This is a genomic window from Mycobacterium sp. NGS11 (assembly GCF_059813315.1).
In genome coordinates, this window is the sequence record NZ_JCALEJ010000016.1 from 73933 (window position 1) to 90754 (window position 16822).

15 protein-coding genes and 1 riboswitch are annotated in these 16822 nt (G+C 67.8%); of the genes, 5 read left to right on the forward strand and 10 right to left on the reverse strand.

The genetic code is table 11. The annotated features are described in order from the left end of the window. Positions 1-79: 79 nt before the first annotated feature. The gene (locus AC5Y4T_RS18005; RefSeq protein WP_499954641.1) at positions 80-490 is read left to right on the forward strand and encodes a group I truncated hemoglobin; all 411 of its coding nucleotides are present in this window, start codon (positions 80-82) and stop codon (positions 488-490) included. 147 nt (positions 491-637) lie between these two features. Next, positions 638-1396, forward strand: a complete 759-nt coding sequence (locus AC5Y4T_RS18010) for a class I SAM-dependent methyltransferase (RefSeq protein WP_499954643.1) — start codon at positions 638-640, stop codon at positions 1394-1396. Between the two features lies 1 nt (position 1397). Here the strand turns inward: AC5Y4T_RS18010 and AC5Y4T_RS18015 are convergent, their stop codons facing one another. Further along, the gene (locus AC5Y4T_RS18015) at positions 1398-2324 is read right to left on the reverse strand and encodes an RluA family pseudouridine synthase (protein ID WP_499921713.1); all 927 of its coding nucleotides are present in this window, start codon (positions 2322-2324) and stop codon (positions 1398-1400) included. Further along, positions 2317-2943 carry a signal peptidase II gene (gene lspA / locus AC5Y4T_RS18020; RefSeq protein WP_499954645.1) on the reverse strand — a complete coding sequence of 209 codons (627 nt, stop codon included), beginning with the start codon at positions 2941-2943 and terminating at the stop codon, positions 2317-2319. The genes AC5Y4T_RS18015 and lspA overlap by 8 nt, the downstream gene beginning before the upstream one ends. A 54-nt stretch (positions 2944-2997) precedes the next feature. Here lspA and AC5Y4T_RS18025 point away from each other — a divergent pair, with 54 nt between their 5' ends. Further along, complete coding sequence (locus AC5Y4T_RS18025) at positions 2998-3954, forward strand: asparaginase (RefSeq protein ID WP_499954647.1); 957 nt, start codon at positions 2998-3000, stop codon at positions 3952-3954. Here the strand turns inward: AC5Y4T_RS18025 and AC5Y4T_RS18030 are convergent. After that, on the reverse strand, positions 3919-5322 hold the full coding sequence (locus tag AC5Y4T_RS18030; RefSeq protein WP_499954665.1) for a DNA polymerase IV: 1404 nt from the start codon (positions 5320-5322) through the stop codon (positions 3919-3921). The two genes, AC5Y4T_RS18025 and AC5Y4T_RS18030, sit on opposite strands and share 36 nt — an antisense overlap. A 52-nt stretch (positions 5323-5374) precedes the next feature. Between AC5Y4T_RS18030 and AC5Y4T_RS18035 the strand changes: the two genes are divergently transcribed. Then, positions 5375-5938 (forward strand): class I SAM-dependent methyltransferase, encoded by a 564-nt coding sequence (locus AC5Y4T_RS18035; protein WP_499954649.1) that lies wholly within the window; start codon positions 5375-5377, stop codon positions 5936-5938. After that, a complete protein-coding gene (locus AC5Y4T_RS18040; RefSeq protein ID WP_499954651.1) occupies positions 5938-6453 on the forward strand; it encodes a hypothetical protein in 516 nt (171 codons plus the stop codon). Before AC5Y4T_RS18035 ends, AC5Y4T_RS18040 begins: the two co-directional genes overlap by 1 nt. 69 nt (positions 6454-6522) lie before the next feature. Here AC5Y4T_RS18040 and AC5Y4T_RS18045 read toward each other — a convergent pair whose 3' ends face one another. The 7 genes from AC5Y4T_RS18045 to AC5Y4T_RS18075 form a co-directional block, all read right to left on the reverse strand. Continuing rightward, positions 6523-7383 (reverse strand): type IV toxin-antitoxin system AbiEi family antitoxin, encoded by an 861-nt coding sequence (locus AC5Y4T_RS18045; protein WP_499954653.1) that lies wholly within the window; start codon positions 7381-7383, stop codon positions 6523-6525. A gap of 93 nt (positions 7384-7476) precedes the next feature. Further along, positions 7477-10608, reverse strand: a complete 3132-nt coding sequence (gene ileS / locus AC5Y4T_RS18050; RefSeq protein ID WP_499954655.1) for an isoleucine--tRNA ligase — start codon at positions 10606-10608, stop codon at positions 7477-7479. 282 nt (positions 10609-10890) lie between these two features. Continuing rightward, positions 10891-11136, reverse strand: coding sequence for an Rv1535 family protein (locus tag AC5Y4T_RS18055; protein ID WP_499921726.1), 246 nt, complete (start codon positions 11134-11136; stop codon positions 10891-10893). A gap of 286 nt (positions 11137-11422) precedes the next feature. Further along, positions 11423-11607: riboswitch (M-box (ykoK) riboswitch) on the reverse strand. A 136-nt stretch (positions 11608-11743) separates the two neighbouring features. After that, positions 11744-12868, reverse strand: coding sequence for an NAD(P)H-dependent flavin oxidoreductase (locus AC5Y4T_RS18060; protein WP_499921727.1), 1125 nt, complete (start codon positions 12866-12868; stop codon positions 11744-11746). Positions 12869-12900: 32 nt separating this feature from the next. Continuing rightward, positions 12901-13482 (reverse strand): carboxymuconolactone decarboxylase family protein, encoded by a 582-nt coding sequence (locus AC5Y4T_RS18065; RefSeq protein ID WP_499921728.1) that lies wholly within the window; start codon positions 13480-13482, stop codon positions 12901-12903. Positions 13483-13532: 50 nt separating this feature from the next. Continuing rightward, the gene (locus tag AC5Y4T_RS18070) at positions 13533-15257 is read right to left on the reverse strand and encodes an AMP-binding protein (RefSeq protein ID WP_499954657.1); all 1725 of its coding nucleotides are present in this window, start codon (positions 15255-15257) and stop codon (positions 13533-13535) included. Positions 15258-15372: 115 nt separating this feature from the next. Then, a complete protein-coding gene (locus AC5Y4T_RS18075) occupies positions 15373-16764 on the reverse strand; it encodes an MFS transporter (RefSeq protein ID WP_499950804.1) in 1392 nt (463 codons plus the stop codon). Between the last annotated feature and the right edge of the window lie 58 nt (positions 16765-16822).

Below are 16822 nucleotides of genomic sequence, written 5' to 3' on the forward strand. Positions count from 1 at the left end.
ATCCGCTTGTTACACAGAGCAATCCGGCCGTGATCGCGCACTTACCGACGAGCAACGCCGAGATGTTCCAATCGTGCTCATGAAAATTCTGGCGCGCTTCCGCAAGCCGGCACCGGCACCCATGTATGACCGCATCGGTGGACACGAGGCGATCGAAGTCGTGGTCGAGGACTTCTACGTTCGGGTGCTCGCCGACGATCAGCTGTCCGGTTTTTTCACCGGCACGAACATGAACCGCCTCAAGGGCAAACAGGTCGAGTTCTTCGCCGCCGCCCTGGGCGGCCCGGAGCCCTACGCCGGCGCCCCGATGCGGCAGGTACACCAAGGCCGCGGGATCACGATGCACCACTTCAGTTTGGTGGCCGGACATTTGGCCGACGCGCTGGCGGCCGCGGGGGTGCCGTCGAAGACCGTGACCGAGATTCTCGGCGCGATCGCACCGCTTGCTCCAGAGATCGCGACGGCCGACGCCGGCAAGGTCAACGTCTGAGTGGTTGCGCCGAGATTGCGCCGAGATTGCCGCGGCGGCTGCGGTCATGGGGGGATCACGACCGTGGCGGCAATCTCGGCGCGTCCCCGGCATCGGCGCGTCCCCGGCAGCGGCGCGTGCCCGGCAGCGGCGCCTAGCATGCGTGACATGCGGCGCACATTTGACGACCTGATCGCCGAGGCGGACGCCGCCCCGGTCGAGGGCTGGGATTTTTCGTGGCTGGACGGCCGGGCCACCGAGGAACGCCCGTCGTGGGGTTACCAGCGCCTGCTCAGGGACCGGTTGGCGACGGTGTCGGCCGCGCTGGACATTCACACCGGCGGCGGGGAGGTGTTGTCCGGCGCGGCGCCGTTCCCGCCCACCATGGCGGCCGTCGAGACCTGGCCGCCGAACGCCGCGCTGGCCACCCAGCGCCTGCATCCGCTCGGCGTGGTGGTCGTCGCGACTTCCGACGAGCCGCCGCTGCCGTTCGGCGATGCCGCCTTCGACCTGGTGACCACGCGTCATCCGATCTCCGTCTGGTGGACCGAGATCCTGCGGGTGCTGCGGCCCGGCGGCACCTACTTCGCCCAGCAGATCGGCCCGGCCACCATGGGCGAGCTGGTCGAGCACTTCATCGGCCCGCAGCCACAGAAATGGGCCGAGTTCCATCCGGACGCCGTGCGCGCCCAGGCCGAGGCGGCCGGCCTGCAGATCGTGGATCTACGGATGGAGCGGATGCGCGCCGAGTTCTTCGACATCGGCGCCGTCGTGTATTTCCTGCGCAAGGTGATCTGGACGGTGCCCGACTTCACCGTGCAGCGCTATCGCGAGCGGCTGTCCGAATTGCACGAGCGGATCGAATCTGAAGGGCCGTTCGTCACTCACTCCGTGCGGCTGCTCGTCGAGGCGCGAAAGCCCGAGTGAGTCAGCCCTCGTCGCGCAGCACGTCGAGCGCGTGCTGCAGATCCGGCGGGTAGGGACTGACGATTTCGATCCGTCTGCCGTCGGCCGGATGGGCGAAGCCCAGCGAACGCGCATGCAACCATTGCCGTTCCAGCCCAAGCCTTTTCGCGAGCTTCGGGTCGGCGCCGTAGACGAGGTCACCGCAGCACGGGTGGTGCAGCGCGGAGAAATGCACCCGGATCTGGTGGGTGCGGCCGGTTTCCAGGTGCACGTCGAGCAGACTCGCGGCGACGAACGCCTCCACGGTGTCGTAGTGGGTGAGGCTGTGCCGGCCGTCCTTGGTGACGGCGAACTTCCACTCGCCGCCGCGATGACGCCCGATCGGCGCGTCGATCGTGCCGCTGGACGGGTCCGGATGTCCTTGCACCAGCGCGTGATAGCGCTTGTCGACGGTGCGCTGTTTGAACGCCCGCTTGAGCACGGTGTAAGCCCGTTCGGACAGCGCCACCACCATCACCCCCGACGTGCCGACGTCGAGGCGATGCACGATCCCCTGCCGCTCGGGCACCCCCGACGTGGTAATCCGATAACCGGCGGCGGCCAGCCCACCGAGCACCGTGGGCCCGGTCCAGCCCACCGACGCGTGCGCGGCCACCGCCGCAGGCTTGTCGACAGCGACGATGTCGTCATCGGAGTACAGGATCGTCATGCCCTCGATGTCGACGGGCGTGTTCTGCAGCGGCGCGGGCGCCTCGGGCAGGCGCACCTGCAGCCATGCGCCGCCGGTCAACCGGTCCGACTTGCCGGCCTGCACACCGTCGAGTTCAACACCGCCGTCTTCGGCAAGAGCGGCCGCCGCGCTGCGCGACAATCCCAGCAGCCGTGCCAGCCCGGCATCCACGCGCATACCCGCCAGTCCCTCGGGGACGGGCATGGAGCGGTCACTCACCCGTACGGTCTCCGCCGTCGCCCTTGCGCCGACCGACGGAGTCGAAGTCGAACCCGAAGATCGACAGCACCACCAGCAGGATGGCGCCGCCGACCACCGACGGATCGGCGACGTTGAACACCGGCCACCAGCCGACCGACAGGAAATCCACGACATGCCCGCGAAGCGGTCCCGGGGCGCGAAAGAAGCGATCGACCAAGTTGCCCATGGCGCCGCCGAGGATCATGCCCAGGCCCACCGCCCACCAGGGCGACACCAGCCGCCGCCCCATCCAGAAGATGCCGACAACCACACCGGTCGCGATCAGGGTCAGCACCCAGGTGTAGCCGGTCGCCATCGAGAAGGCCGCGCCCGAATTGCGCACCAAGGTCCAGGTCACTGTGTCGCCGATGATCGGCACCGGCTGGCCGGGCGGCAGCAGTTTGACGGCGAGGACCTTGGTGACGACGTCGAGGATCAGGACTATCGCCGCGATCGACAGCAGCAGCCGCAGCCGCCGTGGCGCAGGTTCGGGTGCCGCGTCGGTCCCCGGCACCGCGTCCCGCTCGACCGGGGCGGCCGCACCGGCCCCTTCGGCCGAGGTCACCGGCTCGGTCGACTTCGTTGGTTCTTCAGGCACTTCCCCATCATCCCCTACTGTCCCACGCAGGCTAGCCATGTTCGCGCAGCGGCGATGCGCAATGATGCCAGCATGGCCCGGCTCACCGTGATCGCCACCGGAGGCACGATATCGACCGGCACCGGCGCCGACGGGGTGCACCGACCCTCGTACAGCGGGGCGGATCTGACGGCGCCCTTCCGCGAACAGCACGACGTGGACGTCGTGGACCTGCTGGCGCTCGACAGCTCGGAGCTGACGCTGGCCGATTGGGACCGGATCCGCGACGCGGTGACGGCCGCGGTCGACGGCGGCGCCGATGGTGTGGTGGTGCTTCATGGCACCGACACCATGGAGGAAAGCGCGCTGTGGCTCGATCTGACCTATGGGGGCCAGGCGCCCGTCGTGCTGACCGGGGCGATGCGCAGCGCCGACGCCGCCGATGCCGACGGCCCCCGAAACGTGCGCGACGCGCTGGCGGTGGCGGCCAGCCCGGCCGCGCGCGGCCTGGGCGTGGTGCTGTGTTTCGCCGGCCGGGTGCTGCAACCGTTGGGCATGAGCAAGGTGGCCACCGAAGACCTGAGCGGCTTCATCGGTCAGCCGGTCGGCGCCGTGACCGGCCAGGTGACACTCACCGGCCCGAAGACCCGTCCGTACGTCGGCGATCTGCGGGCGGCCGCCGCGCCGCGCGTCGACATCGTTGCGGCATACCTGGGCAGCGACGGGGTGGCCCTCGACGCATGCGTGGCCGCCGGGGCGCGGGGCGTGGTGCTCGAGGCGCTGGGTTCGGGAAACGCCGGGCCGGCGGTGGTCGAGGCGGTGCGCCGGCACTGCGGCGACGGGGTCGTCGTCGCGGTGTCCACCCGCGTCCCGGGCGGGCGGGTCGGCGCCAGCTATGGCCCCGGGCACGAGATGGCGGCCGCCGGGGCCGTGCTGGTGCCGCGGCTGCGACCGCCTCAGGTGCGCGTCCTGCTGATCGCCGCGCTGGCCGCGGAGCTACCGCTCGCCGACGTCGTCGCGCGGTGGGGCTGACAGCGCCTCGGCCTGCAGCCCGCCGGTGTAATCGGGCCAATCCAGCGAGTCCACCGGGTTGGCGCGCACCAGGTCGCCGCCGTCGGCGGGAAACGTCCGGGCCGGACCGGGACCGGAGCTGCGGGTTTCGAATCGCGCGGTGACGACGCCGTGGCCCGCCCCCTGCACCCAGCCGTGCCCGAGCTCCCGGTGGGCCACGTCGTCGCCGATCCGCCACCCCGCGGCCTCCGCTGGGCCCGGGGCGAACATCGCCTCGGTCGCGGTCTCGGCCGACGGTGAATCCGCTTGCGGCTCCGGCAGTTCCAGGTCCGGAAACAGCGACTCCTGGCGCACGTCGCTCAGCCCCGAAAAGCCCACGCCGAGAAGGCGAATGGGGCCGATCTCGCGCGGATCGAGCAGCAGCCGGCGGGCCATGCCGACCAGCGCGGCAACCTCGGTGGTGGCGTAGGGCAGCGTCGCGGACCGGGTCAGCGTGCTCATGTCGGATTTCTTCAGCTTGACGGTCACGGTGCGCGCGCCACGGCCGTCGCGCAGCAGGCGGTGATGGGCGTGCTCGGCGATCGGCTCGATGGCCTCTCGCAACTGCTCCAGGCTGGTCAGGTCGACGGCGAAGGTCGATTCGGAACTGATCTGCTTGGCCTCGGCGCGCTCGGCGACCGGGCGGTCGTCGATGCCACGCGCCAGCCGGTGCAGCGCGGGCCCGATCGTGGCGCCCAGGATGTTGGCCGCCTCGGCCTCGGTCAGCGCGGCCAGCTCGCCGATGGTCTCGATCCCGAGACGATGCAGCCTCTCCTCGGCGACCGGCCCGATACCCCACAGCCGGCGCACCGGCAGCCCGCCGAGCAGCAGTCGTTCCTCCTCGCGGCGCACCACCCGGACCCCATCGGGCTTGGCCAGTCCGGACGCGATCTTGGCGATCTGCTTGCCCGAACCGGCGCCCACGGAGGCGATCAGGCCGGTGTGATCGCGGACCACCCGCCGCAGGTCCTCGCAGAACGCCTCCACGTCCTCGGCGGACGCGCCCGCGAGTTGGGCGGGTTCGCCGAAACCCTCGTCGAAGGACAGCTGCTCGACGACGGGCACCACCGTGCGAATGGTGTCGAAGACGCGCCGGCTGGCCAGTCCGTAGACCACGCCGCGCGGCGGCAGCACCACTGCATTCACACCGACCAGCCGGCGGGCCTGATGCATGGGCATGGCAGAACGCGCTCCGAACACTCGGGCCTCGTAGCTGGCGCCGGCCACGACGCCGCGCCCGCCCACCCCGCCGACGAGCACCGGGCGGCCGCGCAGCGTCGGGCGGGTGAGCTGCTCGACGGAGGCGAAGAACGCATCCATATCCAGGTGCAGCACCCACCGCGACTCCACTCCCTCGATGCTAGGGCCCACCCGCCGGGCCAGTTCGACTAACGTTTTCGCCATGGCCATGAACCTCGCGCACCGCCGGATCTGCAGCTCGAACCGCTGGGCCAAGGCGGTCGAGGAGGATCTGCTGCCGTGGGCGCTCGCCGATGTGGATTTGGGCGACAACACCCTCGAGATCGGGCCGGGTTACGGCGCGATCCTGCGGGTGCTCGTGGACAAGACGCCGCGGCTCACCGCGGTGGAGATCGACCCCCCGATGGCCGAGCGCCTGCAGCGGCTCTACGGCGACCGGGCGCGCATCATCAACGGCGACGCCACGGCCACCGGCTTGCCGTCCGACGAGTTCAGCTCGGTGGTGTCGTTCACCATGCTGCATCACGTCCCGACCGCCGAGCTGCAGGACCGGCTGTTCGCCGAGGCGTTCCGGGTTCTGCGCCCCGGCGGCGTGTTCGCCGGCAGCGACAGCGTGACCTCGCTGTGGTTCCGGATCCTGCATTTTCGTGACACCTGCAACACGGTGTCACCGGATACCCTGCCGGATCGGTTGCGCGCGGCGGGGTTTGGTCGCGTCGAGGTCGGAGTTCGCGGAGGGCGGCTGCGCTGGCGCGCAGTCAAATAATGGACACCGGGCCCGGCGACATGGCCGTTCCGTCCGAGGGTTCGCCGCCCTCGACGCGGTGGGCGCGGCTGCGTCATCAGTGGGACCAGCGGCTGCAGCCAGGGGAACAAACGACGGTGCTGGCCTGGGCGTCGTTCACCCTCACCTTCGCCGGCCTGCGCGGCCTCACCCACTGGATTCGCGCCGGCCATGGCCCCTCGGGTGGCGGTATGTCCCTGGGCGGCAATCACTTCCACCACTACAACATCGGCATCGGCATGCTGGCGACGGTGGCCGGCATCGGCCTGCGCGGCACGGAAGCGCAACGGCGTCATCCCGCGGCAGCGGTGGCGTACGGCGCCGCGAACGCCATGATCGTCGACGAGCTGGCGCTGCTGTTAGACCTCAAGGACGTCTACTGGGCATCGGATGGTCGCAAGAGCGTGGACGTCGCGGTCGGCGTCATCGCCACCGGCGCGACCGTGGTGGCCGGCATGCCGTTCTGGCCGCATGCCCAGCGGGCGCTGCGACCCTAGAATTTTCCGCGAAACTGTAAGTGGCGGCCGGTCATCTCGGAAAACGTGTTGCCAGTTGCAATCTCGCTGTCACACTGGACAGCCGGCGGCCGCCAAAGCACGTCGAACTCGGTCCACGACGACCTCCGGCCGATGTCGTAGTAGGTCGGCGCTGACCCGGACCAAGCGCCATCCCCGTCGCTCCAGTTCGGCGGTGCGATCGATATCGTCGGCGCGAATGCGCGGATCCAGCCAATGCTGCGCGCCGTCGTAATCCACCCCGACAAGCCACTCCTCCCAACCCATGTCGATCCTGGCCAACACCGCGCCCCAGACGTTGCGCACCTCGATTTGGGTCTGCGGCCTGGGCAGACCGCCGCGCATCAGGACGAGCCTGGTCCGCGTCTCCTGCGGCGATTCGGCACCCGCGTCGATCAAGGGCAGCACGCGCCGCAACTGCTTCATGCCGCGGGCGCCACGGCGGGAGTGCACCAGCGGATACACGTCTTTGGCGGTAACTCCGGTGGCCCGTGCAAGAGCATCGATCCGGATCACCGCGACCGTCAATCCTGGCCGCCGCCCAAGGTCAAACGCCGTACGGGCTGGCGAGGTGACCGGCACGCCGTTGACCGCTGTAATCTCCCCGTCGCTCAAGGTTTCGTTGCGGGTGATGATCAACGACGGCGGACGGGTGCGATCACATACCAATTCAGCAGGCGTGTGGGGGTCGATCCACTCAGTGCCGAGCAGCGCTGCTGCAGAGCAGCCTGCCACCACGGCTTCTTTTCCCGACCATAGCCACGCGGCGATCGCGCGATCCCGGGCAGTCAGCTCCCTGCCCGGCCGCTGATACACGTTCCGGTAGATGCGGGTGCAGGAGCGCCGAAGCTCACGTTCCGTGTACGCTCCCGCGCGAACGGCTTCAGTACCGACGAAAAGTTCTGCGCTCACGACAGCAGGGTGCCAGACGCCCCTGCCATCTCACGAAACTGCAACTGCCGACAGCTCCACTCGGGAAATGCGTCGTGGAATACAGTTTCGCGGTCAGGATTTCGAAATGCTCACCCGCACGCCATCACCGATCTCGGCACCGTCGGCCGGATCGCCGAATTCGAAACTGGTGGCCAGGATTTCACCCGCGATGAGGTCGCGGTGGGCGCGCGCCCAGTCGGCGCGCTCGTCCGGCACCGCCATCACCACCGAAATCCGGTCGGAGACATCCAAACCCGACGACTTGCGCAGCTCCTGCAGCTCGCGGATCCGGTCCTTGGCCCAGCCCTCGGCCTCGAGTTCGGGGGTTACCGTACCGTCCAGCACCACCAGGCCCGCCCCGTCGGGCAGGGCCGCGGTGAATTCCGGGTCCGCGGCGACCAGTCGGGAGCTGTATTCCTCGGGTTGCAGCACCGCGGGTCCGGCGGTCAGGGTGCCGTCCACATTGACGACGCCCTCCCCCGCCTTGACCGCCTTGATGGCCGCCTGCACGTCCTTGCCCAGCCGCGGCCCGGCCACCCGCGCGTTCACGGTGAGTTCGAAGCGGCCGTAGGTGTCGATCGCATCGGTCAGCTCCACGCTCTTGACGTTGAGTTCGTCGGCGATGAGGTCCACGAACGGCTCCAGTCGCTGCGGATTGTCCACCGCCACGGTCAGTTTCGGCAGTGGTAGCCGCACCCGCAGCTTCTTGGCCTTGCGCAGCGACGACGCGGCCGAGCAGACCTCGCGGACCTGATCCATCGCGGAGACCAGGTCTGGGTCGGCGGGCACGTCACCGGCTTGCGGCCAATCGGTCAGGTGCACCGACCGCCCCCCGGTCAGGCCGCGCCAGACAATCTCGGTCACCGAGGGAAGCAACGGCGCGGCCAGCCGCGCGGTCACCTCCAGCACGGTGTGCAAAGTGTCGATGGCATCGACATCCTCCGCCCAGAACCGCGAACGCGACCGTCGCACATACCAGTTCGTCAACGCCTCGGTGAACTGGCGCAGTTGCTCGCAGGCCCGCGAGATATCGCAGGTGTCCATCTCGTGGGTCAGGTCGTCGCGCAGCTCGGCGAGCTTGGCCAGGATGTAGCGGTCGAGCACCTGCGTTGAATTCGTCCGCCAGGTACCGACTTTGGGCGCGTATAGGGCCAGGAAGCTGTAGGCGTTCCAGAACGGCAACAACACCTGGCGCACGCCGTCGCGGATGCCCTGCTCGGTGACGATGAGGTTGCCGCCGCGCAGAATCGGCGAGGCCATCAGGAACCAGCGCATGGCGTCGGAGCCGTCGCGGTCGAACACCTCGCTGACATCGGGGTAGTTCCGCAGCGACTTGCTCATCTTCTGGCCGTCGGAGCCCAGCACGATGCCATGTGCCACACAGGTTTTGAAGGCGGGGCGGTCGAACAGCGCGGTCGCCAGGACGTGCAGCGTGTAGAACCAGCCCCGGGTCTGGCCGATGTACTCGACGATGAAGTCACCCGGGTAATGACCGTCGAACCACTCGTCGTTCTCGAACGGGTAGTGCACCTGCGCATACGGCATCGATCCCGAGTCGAACCACACGTCGAGCACGTCGGGGATGCGGCGCATGGTGCTTGCCCCGGTCGGGTCGTCGGGGTTGGGACGGGTCAGCTCGTCGATGAAAGGCCGGTGCAAGTTGGTGGGCCGCACCCCGAAGTCGCGTTCGAGTTCGTCGAGGCCGCCGTACACGTCGATGCGCGGATAGGCCGGGTCGTCGGACTTCCACACCGGAATCGGGGTGCCCCAGTAGCGGTTTCGCGAGATCGACCAGTCGCGGGCGCCCTGCAGCCACTTGCCGAACTGGCCTTCCTTGACGTGTTCGGGGTACCACGTGATCTGTTGGTTGAGTTCGACCATCCGGTCCCGGAATTGGGTGACCGCGACGAACCAGGACGACACCGCCCGATAGATCAGCGGGTTGCGGCAGCGCCAGCAGTGCGGGTAGGGGTGCTCGTAGGTTTCGTGGCGTAGCAGCACCGCGCCGTTGGCCGCGGCCGGACCGCTGCCGTTCTTCAGATCACGGATGATGTGCGGGTTGGCGTCAAACACATGCTGTCCCTGGTAATCCGGGACGGTGCCGTCGAATCGCCCCTTGGAGTCGACCGGCGTGACCGGGGTGATGCCGACCTTGTCGGTGGTCGCCATGTCGTCCTCGCCGTAGGCGGGCGCCATGTGCACGATGCCGGTGCCGTCCTCGGTCGTCACGAAGTCGCCGGGCAGCACCTGAAATGCGTTGGCCGCGTCCATGAAATACGGGAAAGGCGGCAGGTAGCGGGTGCCCAGCAGGTCGGCGCCGAGATAAGTGGCCAGGATCTCGGGTGCATCTCCTTTTTCGAAGCCCAGCTCCTTCGCGTAGGCGGCCAGCCGCGCTTCGGCCAGCACGAAACGCCGCTCCCCAGAGCGCACCTCGACATAGGTCACGTCGGGGTTGACGGCGACCGCGAGGTTGGAGGGCAGGGTCCACGGCGTGGTCGTCCACACCAGCAGGTGGGCCCCGTTCAGCGGTCCGCCGACCACCTTGAATCCGACCGTGAGGGCCGGGTCTTGGCGGCTCTGGTACACGTCGTCGTCCATCCGCAATTCGTGGTTGGACAGCGGGGTTTCGTCGCGCCAGCAGTACGGCAGCACCCGGTAGCCCTCGTAGGCCAGGCCCTTGTCCCACAGCTGTTTGAACGCCCAGATCACCGACTCCATGTAGGGCAGATCGAGCGTCTTGTAGTCGTTGTCGAAGTCGACCCAGCGCGCCTGGCGGGTGACGTAGGCCTGCCACTCGTCGGTGTAGCGCAGCACCGAGGCGCGGCAGGCGTCGTTGAACGCGGCGATGCCCATGTCGTCGATCTGCGATTTGTCGGTGATGCCCAGTTGGCGCTCGACTTCGAGTTCGGCCGGCAGGCCGTGGGTGTCCCAGCCGAAGCGGCGCTCCACCTTGTACCCGCGCATCGTGCGGTAGCGCGGGACGATGTCCTTGACGTAGCCGGTGAGCAGGTGCCCGTAATGCGGCAGGCCGTTCGCGAACGGCGGCCCGTCGTAGAACACGTATTCCGGTGCGCCATCGCGCCGCGCGATGCTGGCCCGGAAGGTGTCGTCGCGGGCCCAGTAGTCCAGCACCTCGAGCTCAAGCGCGGGAAAGTCGGGCGCTCCTGGCTTCGGGTAGGTGTTGACGTCGGCCTTGTCGGTCACGATGCGCGTTGTCTCCTGTGCCACGGTGCAAACCGGGGACGACGACGCGCTGGCTGCGCGAGCGCCGCGGTACCACCCCGCTTGCCGCGCTTTCGCGTGGCCACTCGATGACGGCTGTGACGGGCCTACCCGTTCGGTTCTACTGAGCCGCCGACGGCTGTTCTTCCGAAGGCTCCCCGGTGATGGCCGGATCGACGCCAGTTGATTTTACCGCGAGACTGCAACTGCCCACGCGAACGCCGAGCGAAGTCGTCGGCAGTTGCAGGCTCGCGGCAAGGAAAGTCAGGCCCGGACCTCGAGGACGCCAACCCGCCACAGCGCGGCATACACGTGACGCAGCGGCACGCTCAGCAGCCGAGCGGCGCCGTCCACCAGCAGGTCGCCACTAGCGGCAAACTGCGGGTTGTCCGCCCGGCGGCGCACCTCGGGAGCCGGAGCGGCCGCCGGGAAGGTGTCGGTGTCGCGCACCACGGTCAGCGTGCGGACGGGCGCTACGGTCGTTACTTCGTCGTAGAAAGCTGCGGTCATTTTCGCCTCCTAGAGGGGAGATCCAACGCGGACTGTTTGGACTGACGTGTCCCGCCCCGTGTCGGTTCCGATCTCGAGAACGCTTGGCCGATAACCACTTAGCGTTGCGACGGCTCAGCCGAGAAGGTCGCGCCGGAGACCGGATGGGGACGAAACACAGTTCGGACTTCGATCCGGACTGTCGCTAGAACGCATCTGTCCCTCACCTCCTCGCGGTCACGACGCACACGCGGTTCGCATGCAATCTATGCGCAGCAAACGAGCAGAACCCGACGACCGTCGGAGAACCGCACCCCTCTCGTCAGAGCTTCGGCACCACACGACGTGTCCTGGCCTGGAAAACAATCCGAGCCGGAAGCCACCTGGGCTCAACCCTTAAGCCGGGAGGAGCTGTCCTGACCCGGGGCGTCTTTCGACGTTCGGGGTCAGTGGCCTGTATTCGTGTAGACGCCTCACCTAACGAGGTGCTTACCGGACCGATCATGCACGACGGGTATGTCGCGGTCAAATCCCTGGATGGCGTGTCGGGGATTCTGTACGGATTCCTGCGGCGAGCGCACAGCATCCGGTCAGGTTTGCGACCCTGACCTGGACAAACGACCCGGGATCACTTCTCGACCAGGCCGTCGAGCCGGCCGATGGTGTCGATGAACTCGTCGACCATGTCGAGCACCACAGAGCGCGTCGGGCGGATCCGGTCGAGCGACCCCACCACCTGGCCGACGAAGTAGGTGGCCAGCTCACGCGCCTTGGCGCCCTGGTGCGCGGCGGCCTGGTTGATGCGCATCTGGGGCTCGGTGATCAGCGCGGTCTGTAGGGGCATGCCCAGCGGATCCGGGTTTTCCGGCCGCTCCCACTCGTCGGTCCAGGCCGTGCGCAGCATCCGTGCCGGCTTGCCAGTCATCGAGCGCGATCGCACCGTGTCCGAAGAACTGGCGGCCAGGAATTTCTCCTTGACCACGGGCACCGTCTCGGCTTCTTCGGTGGTCAGCCACACCGAGCCGCACCACACGCCCTCGGCGCCCAGGGCGAGCGCCGCCGCGATCTGGCGACCGCGGGCGATTCCACCGGCGGCGAGGACGGGCACCGGCGCCACGGCATCGACGACCTCGGGCACCAGGACCATCGTCGCCACCTCGCCGGTATGACCGCCCGCCTCGGTGCCTTGGGCGACGATCAGGTCGACACCCGCCGCGGCGTGCCGTTGCGCGTGCCGGGTGGTGCCGGCCAGCGCGGCCACCAGCACGTCGTGGTCATGTGCCCGGCGGACGACGTCCGCCGGGGGCGGCCCGAGTGCGCTGGCGATCAGCCGGATGTTGCTGGAGAACGCCACGTCGAGCAGCGGCTCGTACATCTTGGGCGAGATGCTCAGGCCGCCCCTTGAGCCGGGCGATTCCTCGGCGGACGCCGTGACGCCGTAGCGGGCCAGGAGGTCCTCGACGAACGCGCGATGCTCGTCGGGCAGCAGAGTGCGGGCCTGTGAGGTGTCGATGCCGCCTTGCTCGGCGCCAACGTATTTGGGCGGAAGCAGCAGGTCGACTCCGTAGGGCTTGCCCCCGGTCTGCTCCTCGATCCAGGCCAGCTCGCTCTCCAGGCGCCGGGGACTGTGCGCGGTGGCGCCGAGGACCCCGAAGCCGCCGGCATTGGTCACCGCCGCCACCACGTCACGGCAGTGGCTGAAGGCGCAGATCGGGAATTCGACTCCGAGCAGCTCGGCGACTCTGGTTCTCATTGCCCGACGCTAAGGAGATACGAATTGATATGTCAATCGATTACGGCCTGCGTTGGCCCTCGGCCGTCCGGGGGCCAGCTGGACACGCCCTCTTCAAGCGGGACCTGCAGACTGTGCAGGATCGACGAGACCATCCGCCACGCGCCGATGGCGGTGACGAGCTCGATGAGAACCGTTGTGTCGCCGTTTAATTCACGTTCGCAGGCCGCCCAGCTGTCGGCGCTCACCGCACCGTGGATCACCACGTCGTCGGTCGCGGCCAGCACAGCGCGCTCGGTGGGACCGAAGCCGGCGTGACCTTGCCAGTCGCGCACTCCGAGCAGATCGTCGGCGGCCACGCCCAGCCTCGACGCAACCCGCCAGTGCTGCGTCCATTCGTAGTCGCACGCGGTGAGCCAGCCGATTCGCATGATGACCAACTCGCGCAACCGGGGGTCGAGCGCGCCGTGCCACAGCATGGTGGCGAGCAGATCGTTGATGGCGCGCGCCAGCGGCGGATGGTTGAGAAGCACCTGAAAGATGCTGAGTTCGGCCATGTAGTTGGGCACTGCGGCTTCGTCGGCGGCGGCTTGGGCCTCACCGGGCGGCAGTCCCGGTACACGGGCTGTTGTCATTCTCTGAGCATCCCACGCGCCCGGCGCAAATTCCGCCGACGCCCCAGTGCCTAGGCGTCCAAGCGGGCGAACTGATTCTGCCGGTACTGCTCGACGCAGGCCGCTCGCCTGACCTTGCCGCTGGTGGTGATCGGAATCGAGCCGGGAGCCACCACAACCAGGTCCGCCACGCCCAACCCATGTGAGTTGGATATCGCCGAGGCGACTTTGCGTTTGACGGCGACAAGCTTCTCCGCCGCGACCTCTGCGGAGTCGCCGTTCTTCTTGAATTCGATTATCGCGACCAGCTTTTCGGTCTCCTTGTCGGGAACCGCGATCGCCACGCAGCGGCCCCGCGTGATCTCTTGGATCGTCGCCTCGATGTCGTCGGGAGAGTGGTTGCGCCCGTAGACGATCAAAAGATCTTTGATGCGCCCCATCACGAACAACTCGCCATCAGAAACGAAACCCAAATCGCCGGTCCGAAGCCAAGGTCCCTCGGGTGTGCCCGTCGACGGATCGACGAGTTTCGCGCGGAAGGTTTGTTGCGTCTCCTCGGTTTTGCCCCAATACCCCGACGCGACATTGTGGCCGTGCACCCAGATCTCGCCGGTCGTCCCGTCCGGACACTCGATGGTGGTCTCGGGATCGACGATCCGCACCATCGGCGAGGGCGGCAGCTCGTAGCCGACCAGCGGAGCCCCCCCGCTGGCACAAGGTTCCGCACGCCCGGCGGACAACGCATCGGAATCGAAGCGGACGATCCGTGGGGGTTGACCCGAGGCGCTGGTCGCCACGTACAAAACCGCCTCGGCCAGGCCATACGACGGGCGAAGCACCGTGTGGTCGAGATTGAACTTGGCGAACCGCTCGGTGAAACGCCGCAGGGTCGCCGCATGTATCCGTTCGCTACCACTGATGAACGCCACGACGTCGCCGAGATCGAGCCCGGCCATGTCCTCATCCGTGGTTTTGCGCACCGCCAGCTCGTAGGCAAAGTTCGGTCCCGCCGTGACGGCGCGCCTGTGGGTCGCCATCAGCTGCATCCATCGCGCGGGGCGCTCCAGGAAAGCCACCGGGCTCATGAGAACGGCGTGTACTCCGCCGATCACCGGCTTACAGATTCCCGCCATCAGGCCCATGTCGTGGTAGAAGGGCAGCCACGACACCACAGTCATGTCCATGCCGGAATCGGCGAAGTAGGCCTGTACCCACTGTTGGAAATTGGCCAGCACGTTTTCGTACGAGATCATGACGCCGGCGGGCCGGCGCGTCGATCCGGACGTGTATTGCAGGTATGCGATATCGGACCTGCCGCTGCCGCCGTCGGACGCTGCTCTTGAGTCCAGGTCCAGGGCGTCGATCTCGATGACCGACGCACTGGAACCACCGCCGTTGCGCGCCTCGACGTACTCGGCGACATTGCCGACAACCGCCGACGTCGTGAGGATGACCGAGGGCGAGGTGTCCTGCAGGACCGCGTCCACACGCTCGTCGTGGACGCCGCCGGTGGGCGCCGAAAGCGGCACGGCGATAAGCCCCGCCTGCAATGCGCCGAGAAATGCGACGATGTACTCCAGCCCCTGTGGTGCCAAAATCACCGCGCGGTCACCGCTGGATGCGCTGCGGCCGAGTTCGTGCGCGACGTTTGAAGTCCGGCGATACAGCTGAGACCAGGTCAGGGTTTCGGGGACTCCGGCCCAATCCTGCTCGTAATCCATGAACGTGAACGCTGGGTCATTGGGCTGCAAACTTGCACGTTCACGCAGCACATCCGGGATGGACGTCTCAAACACGTGCCTGAGATTACCGGGGCCGTCGCAGCGGATGTTCGGAAAAGGGCAAATTGGGTGGACAGTGGTTCACCCGGCGCCCGGCCGCGTTCGCAGGGTAAGCGAGGCGCGACGGCGGCTACAGGTCAGCGGCCATTTTGGCTTCCTGCGCCCGCGCCACGTCTTGCGCGCTGTAGCCGATGAACAGCGCCACCGCCGCGAGCAGGACGACCGCCCCGGCGAGCCACAGCAAACCATAGGTATAGCCACGGTCGAGCGCATGGAGCTGGGCGGCGTTCATGGATTTCGCCGGGCCGCTGATGCCGCCCAGGGACAGTGTGTGGGAGGTGATGGCGGCCTGGATGACGGAAAGCACCACCGGCCCGCCCAGACCCTGCAGCACCACCGCGATGGCCGAGGTGGGCCCGATGCGATCGGGGCCGACGCTGGCGATCACCGACAGCGAAAGCGGCACCACGATCAGGGCGACGCCGACACCGGCGACGACGATCGGGAGCGCCAGGTTAGGAAAATATGGGACTCCACGGTGGAGATTCGACGCGTACAGAGCGCCGCCGAACATCAGGATGCTGCCGCCGAGCACGAGCGCCCGCGGTGGGAGCGACACCACCAGCCGCGAGGCCGCGCCGAGCCCGACGGCGGCCGCTACGACGAACGGGATGAAGGCGAGGCCGGATTGGAGCGTGTTGTAGCCCATGATGTCTTGCACGTATACGGTGACGACGAGCATCAGGGCCATGATCAGCCCGCCGGTGAGAAACAACGCCGCGAATGTGGCCAGTCGATTGCGCTCGGCGAACAAGCTGAACGGCAGCACCGGGTTCTCCGCCCTGCGCTCGACAACGGCGAAAGCGGTGAAAGCCGCCAGGGCCACCGCGCCCGCGCCGATGGTGCCGGCCGACAGCACTCCCTTCCCCGACTGCATCGAGAAGCCGAGGACCACCGCCGTCACACCGAGTGTGGCCAGCACGGCCCCCGCGACATCGAGCTTCATCCGCTCCTTCTGCGTTTCCCGAAGCGCGATGTGGGCCAAGTAGAGCGCCAGCAGCCCGATCGGCGCGGTCACGAAAACCGCCAGCCGCCAAGACACTTCGGTGATGATCCCGCCCACCACCAGGCCGAGCACCGAGCCGACGCTGCCCATCGCGGTGAACACCGCCATGGCGCCATTGCGTAAACGGCCCTTAGGAAAGGTCGTCGCGACGAGGGCCAAGCACGTCGGTGCGAGTATCGCGATCGCGACGCCTTTCAACATGCGCGCCACCACGAGGCTGCCTTCGTCCCACGCGATCGCGGACATCACCGATGCGACGGTAGAGAGCACGGTGCCGATGACGAAGGCGCGCTTGCGGCCGATGGTGTCGCCGAGGCGACCGCCGACCAATATCAATCCGTTGCAGGCCAACAGGGTGGCGAACACAACCCAGTTTCGCCCGGCGCTCGACAGGTTCAGCTCATTCTGGATCTTGGGAAGCGCCACTATTCCGATCGTCAGCTCTATCGACGCCATCAACTCCGCGCTGCCGAGAGCGACGATCGCGGCGATGAACCGGCCCCGTGGCAGTTCT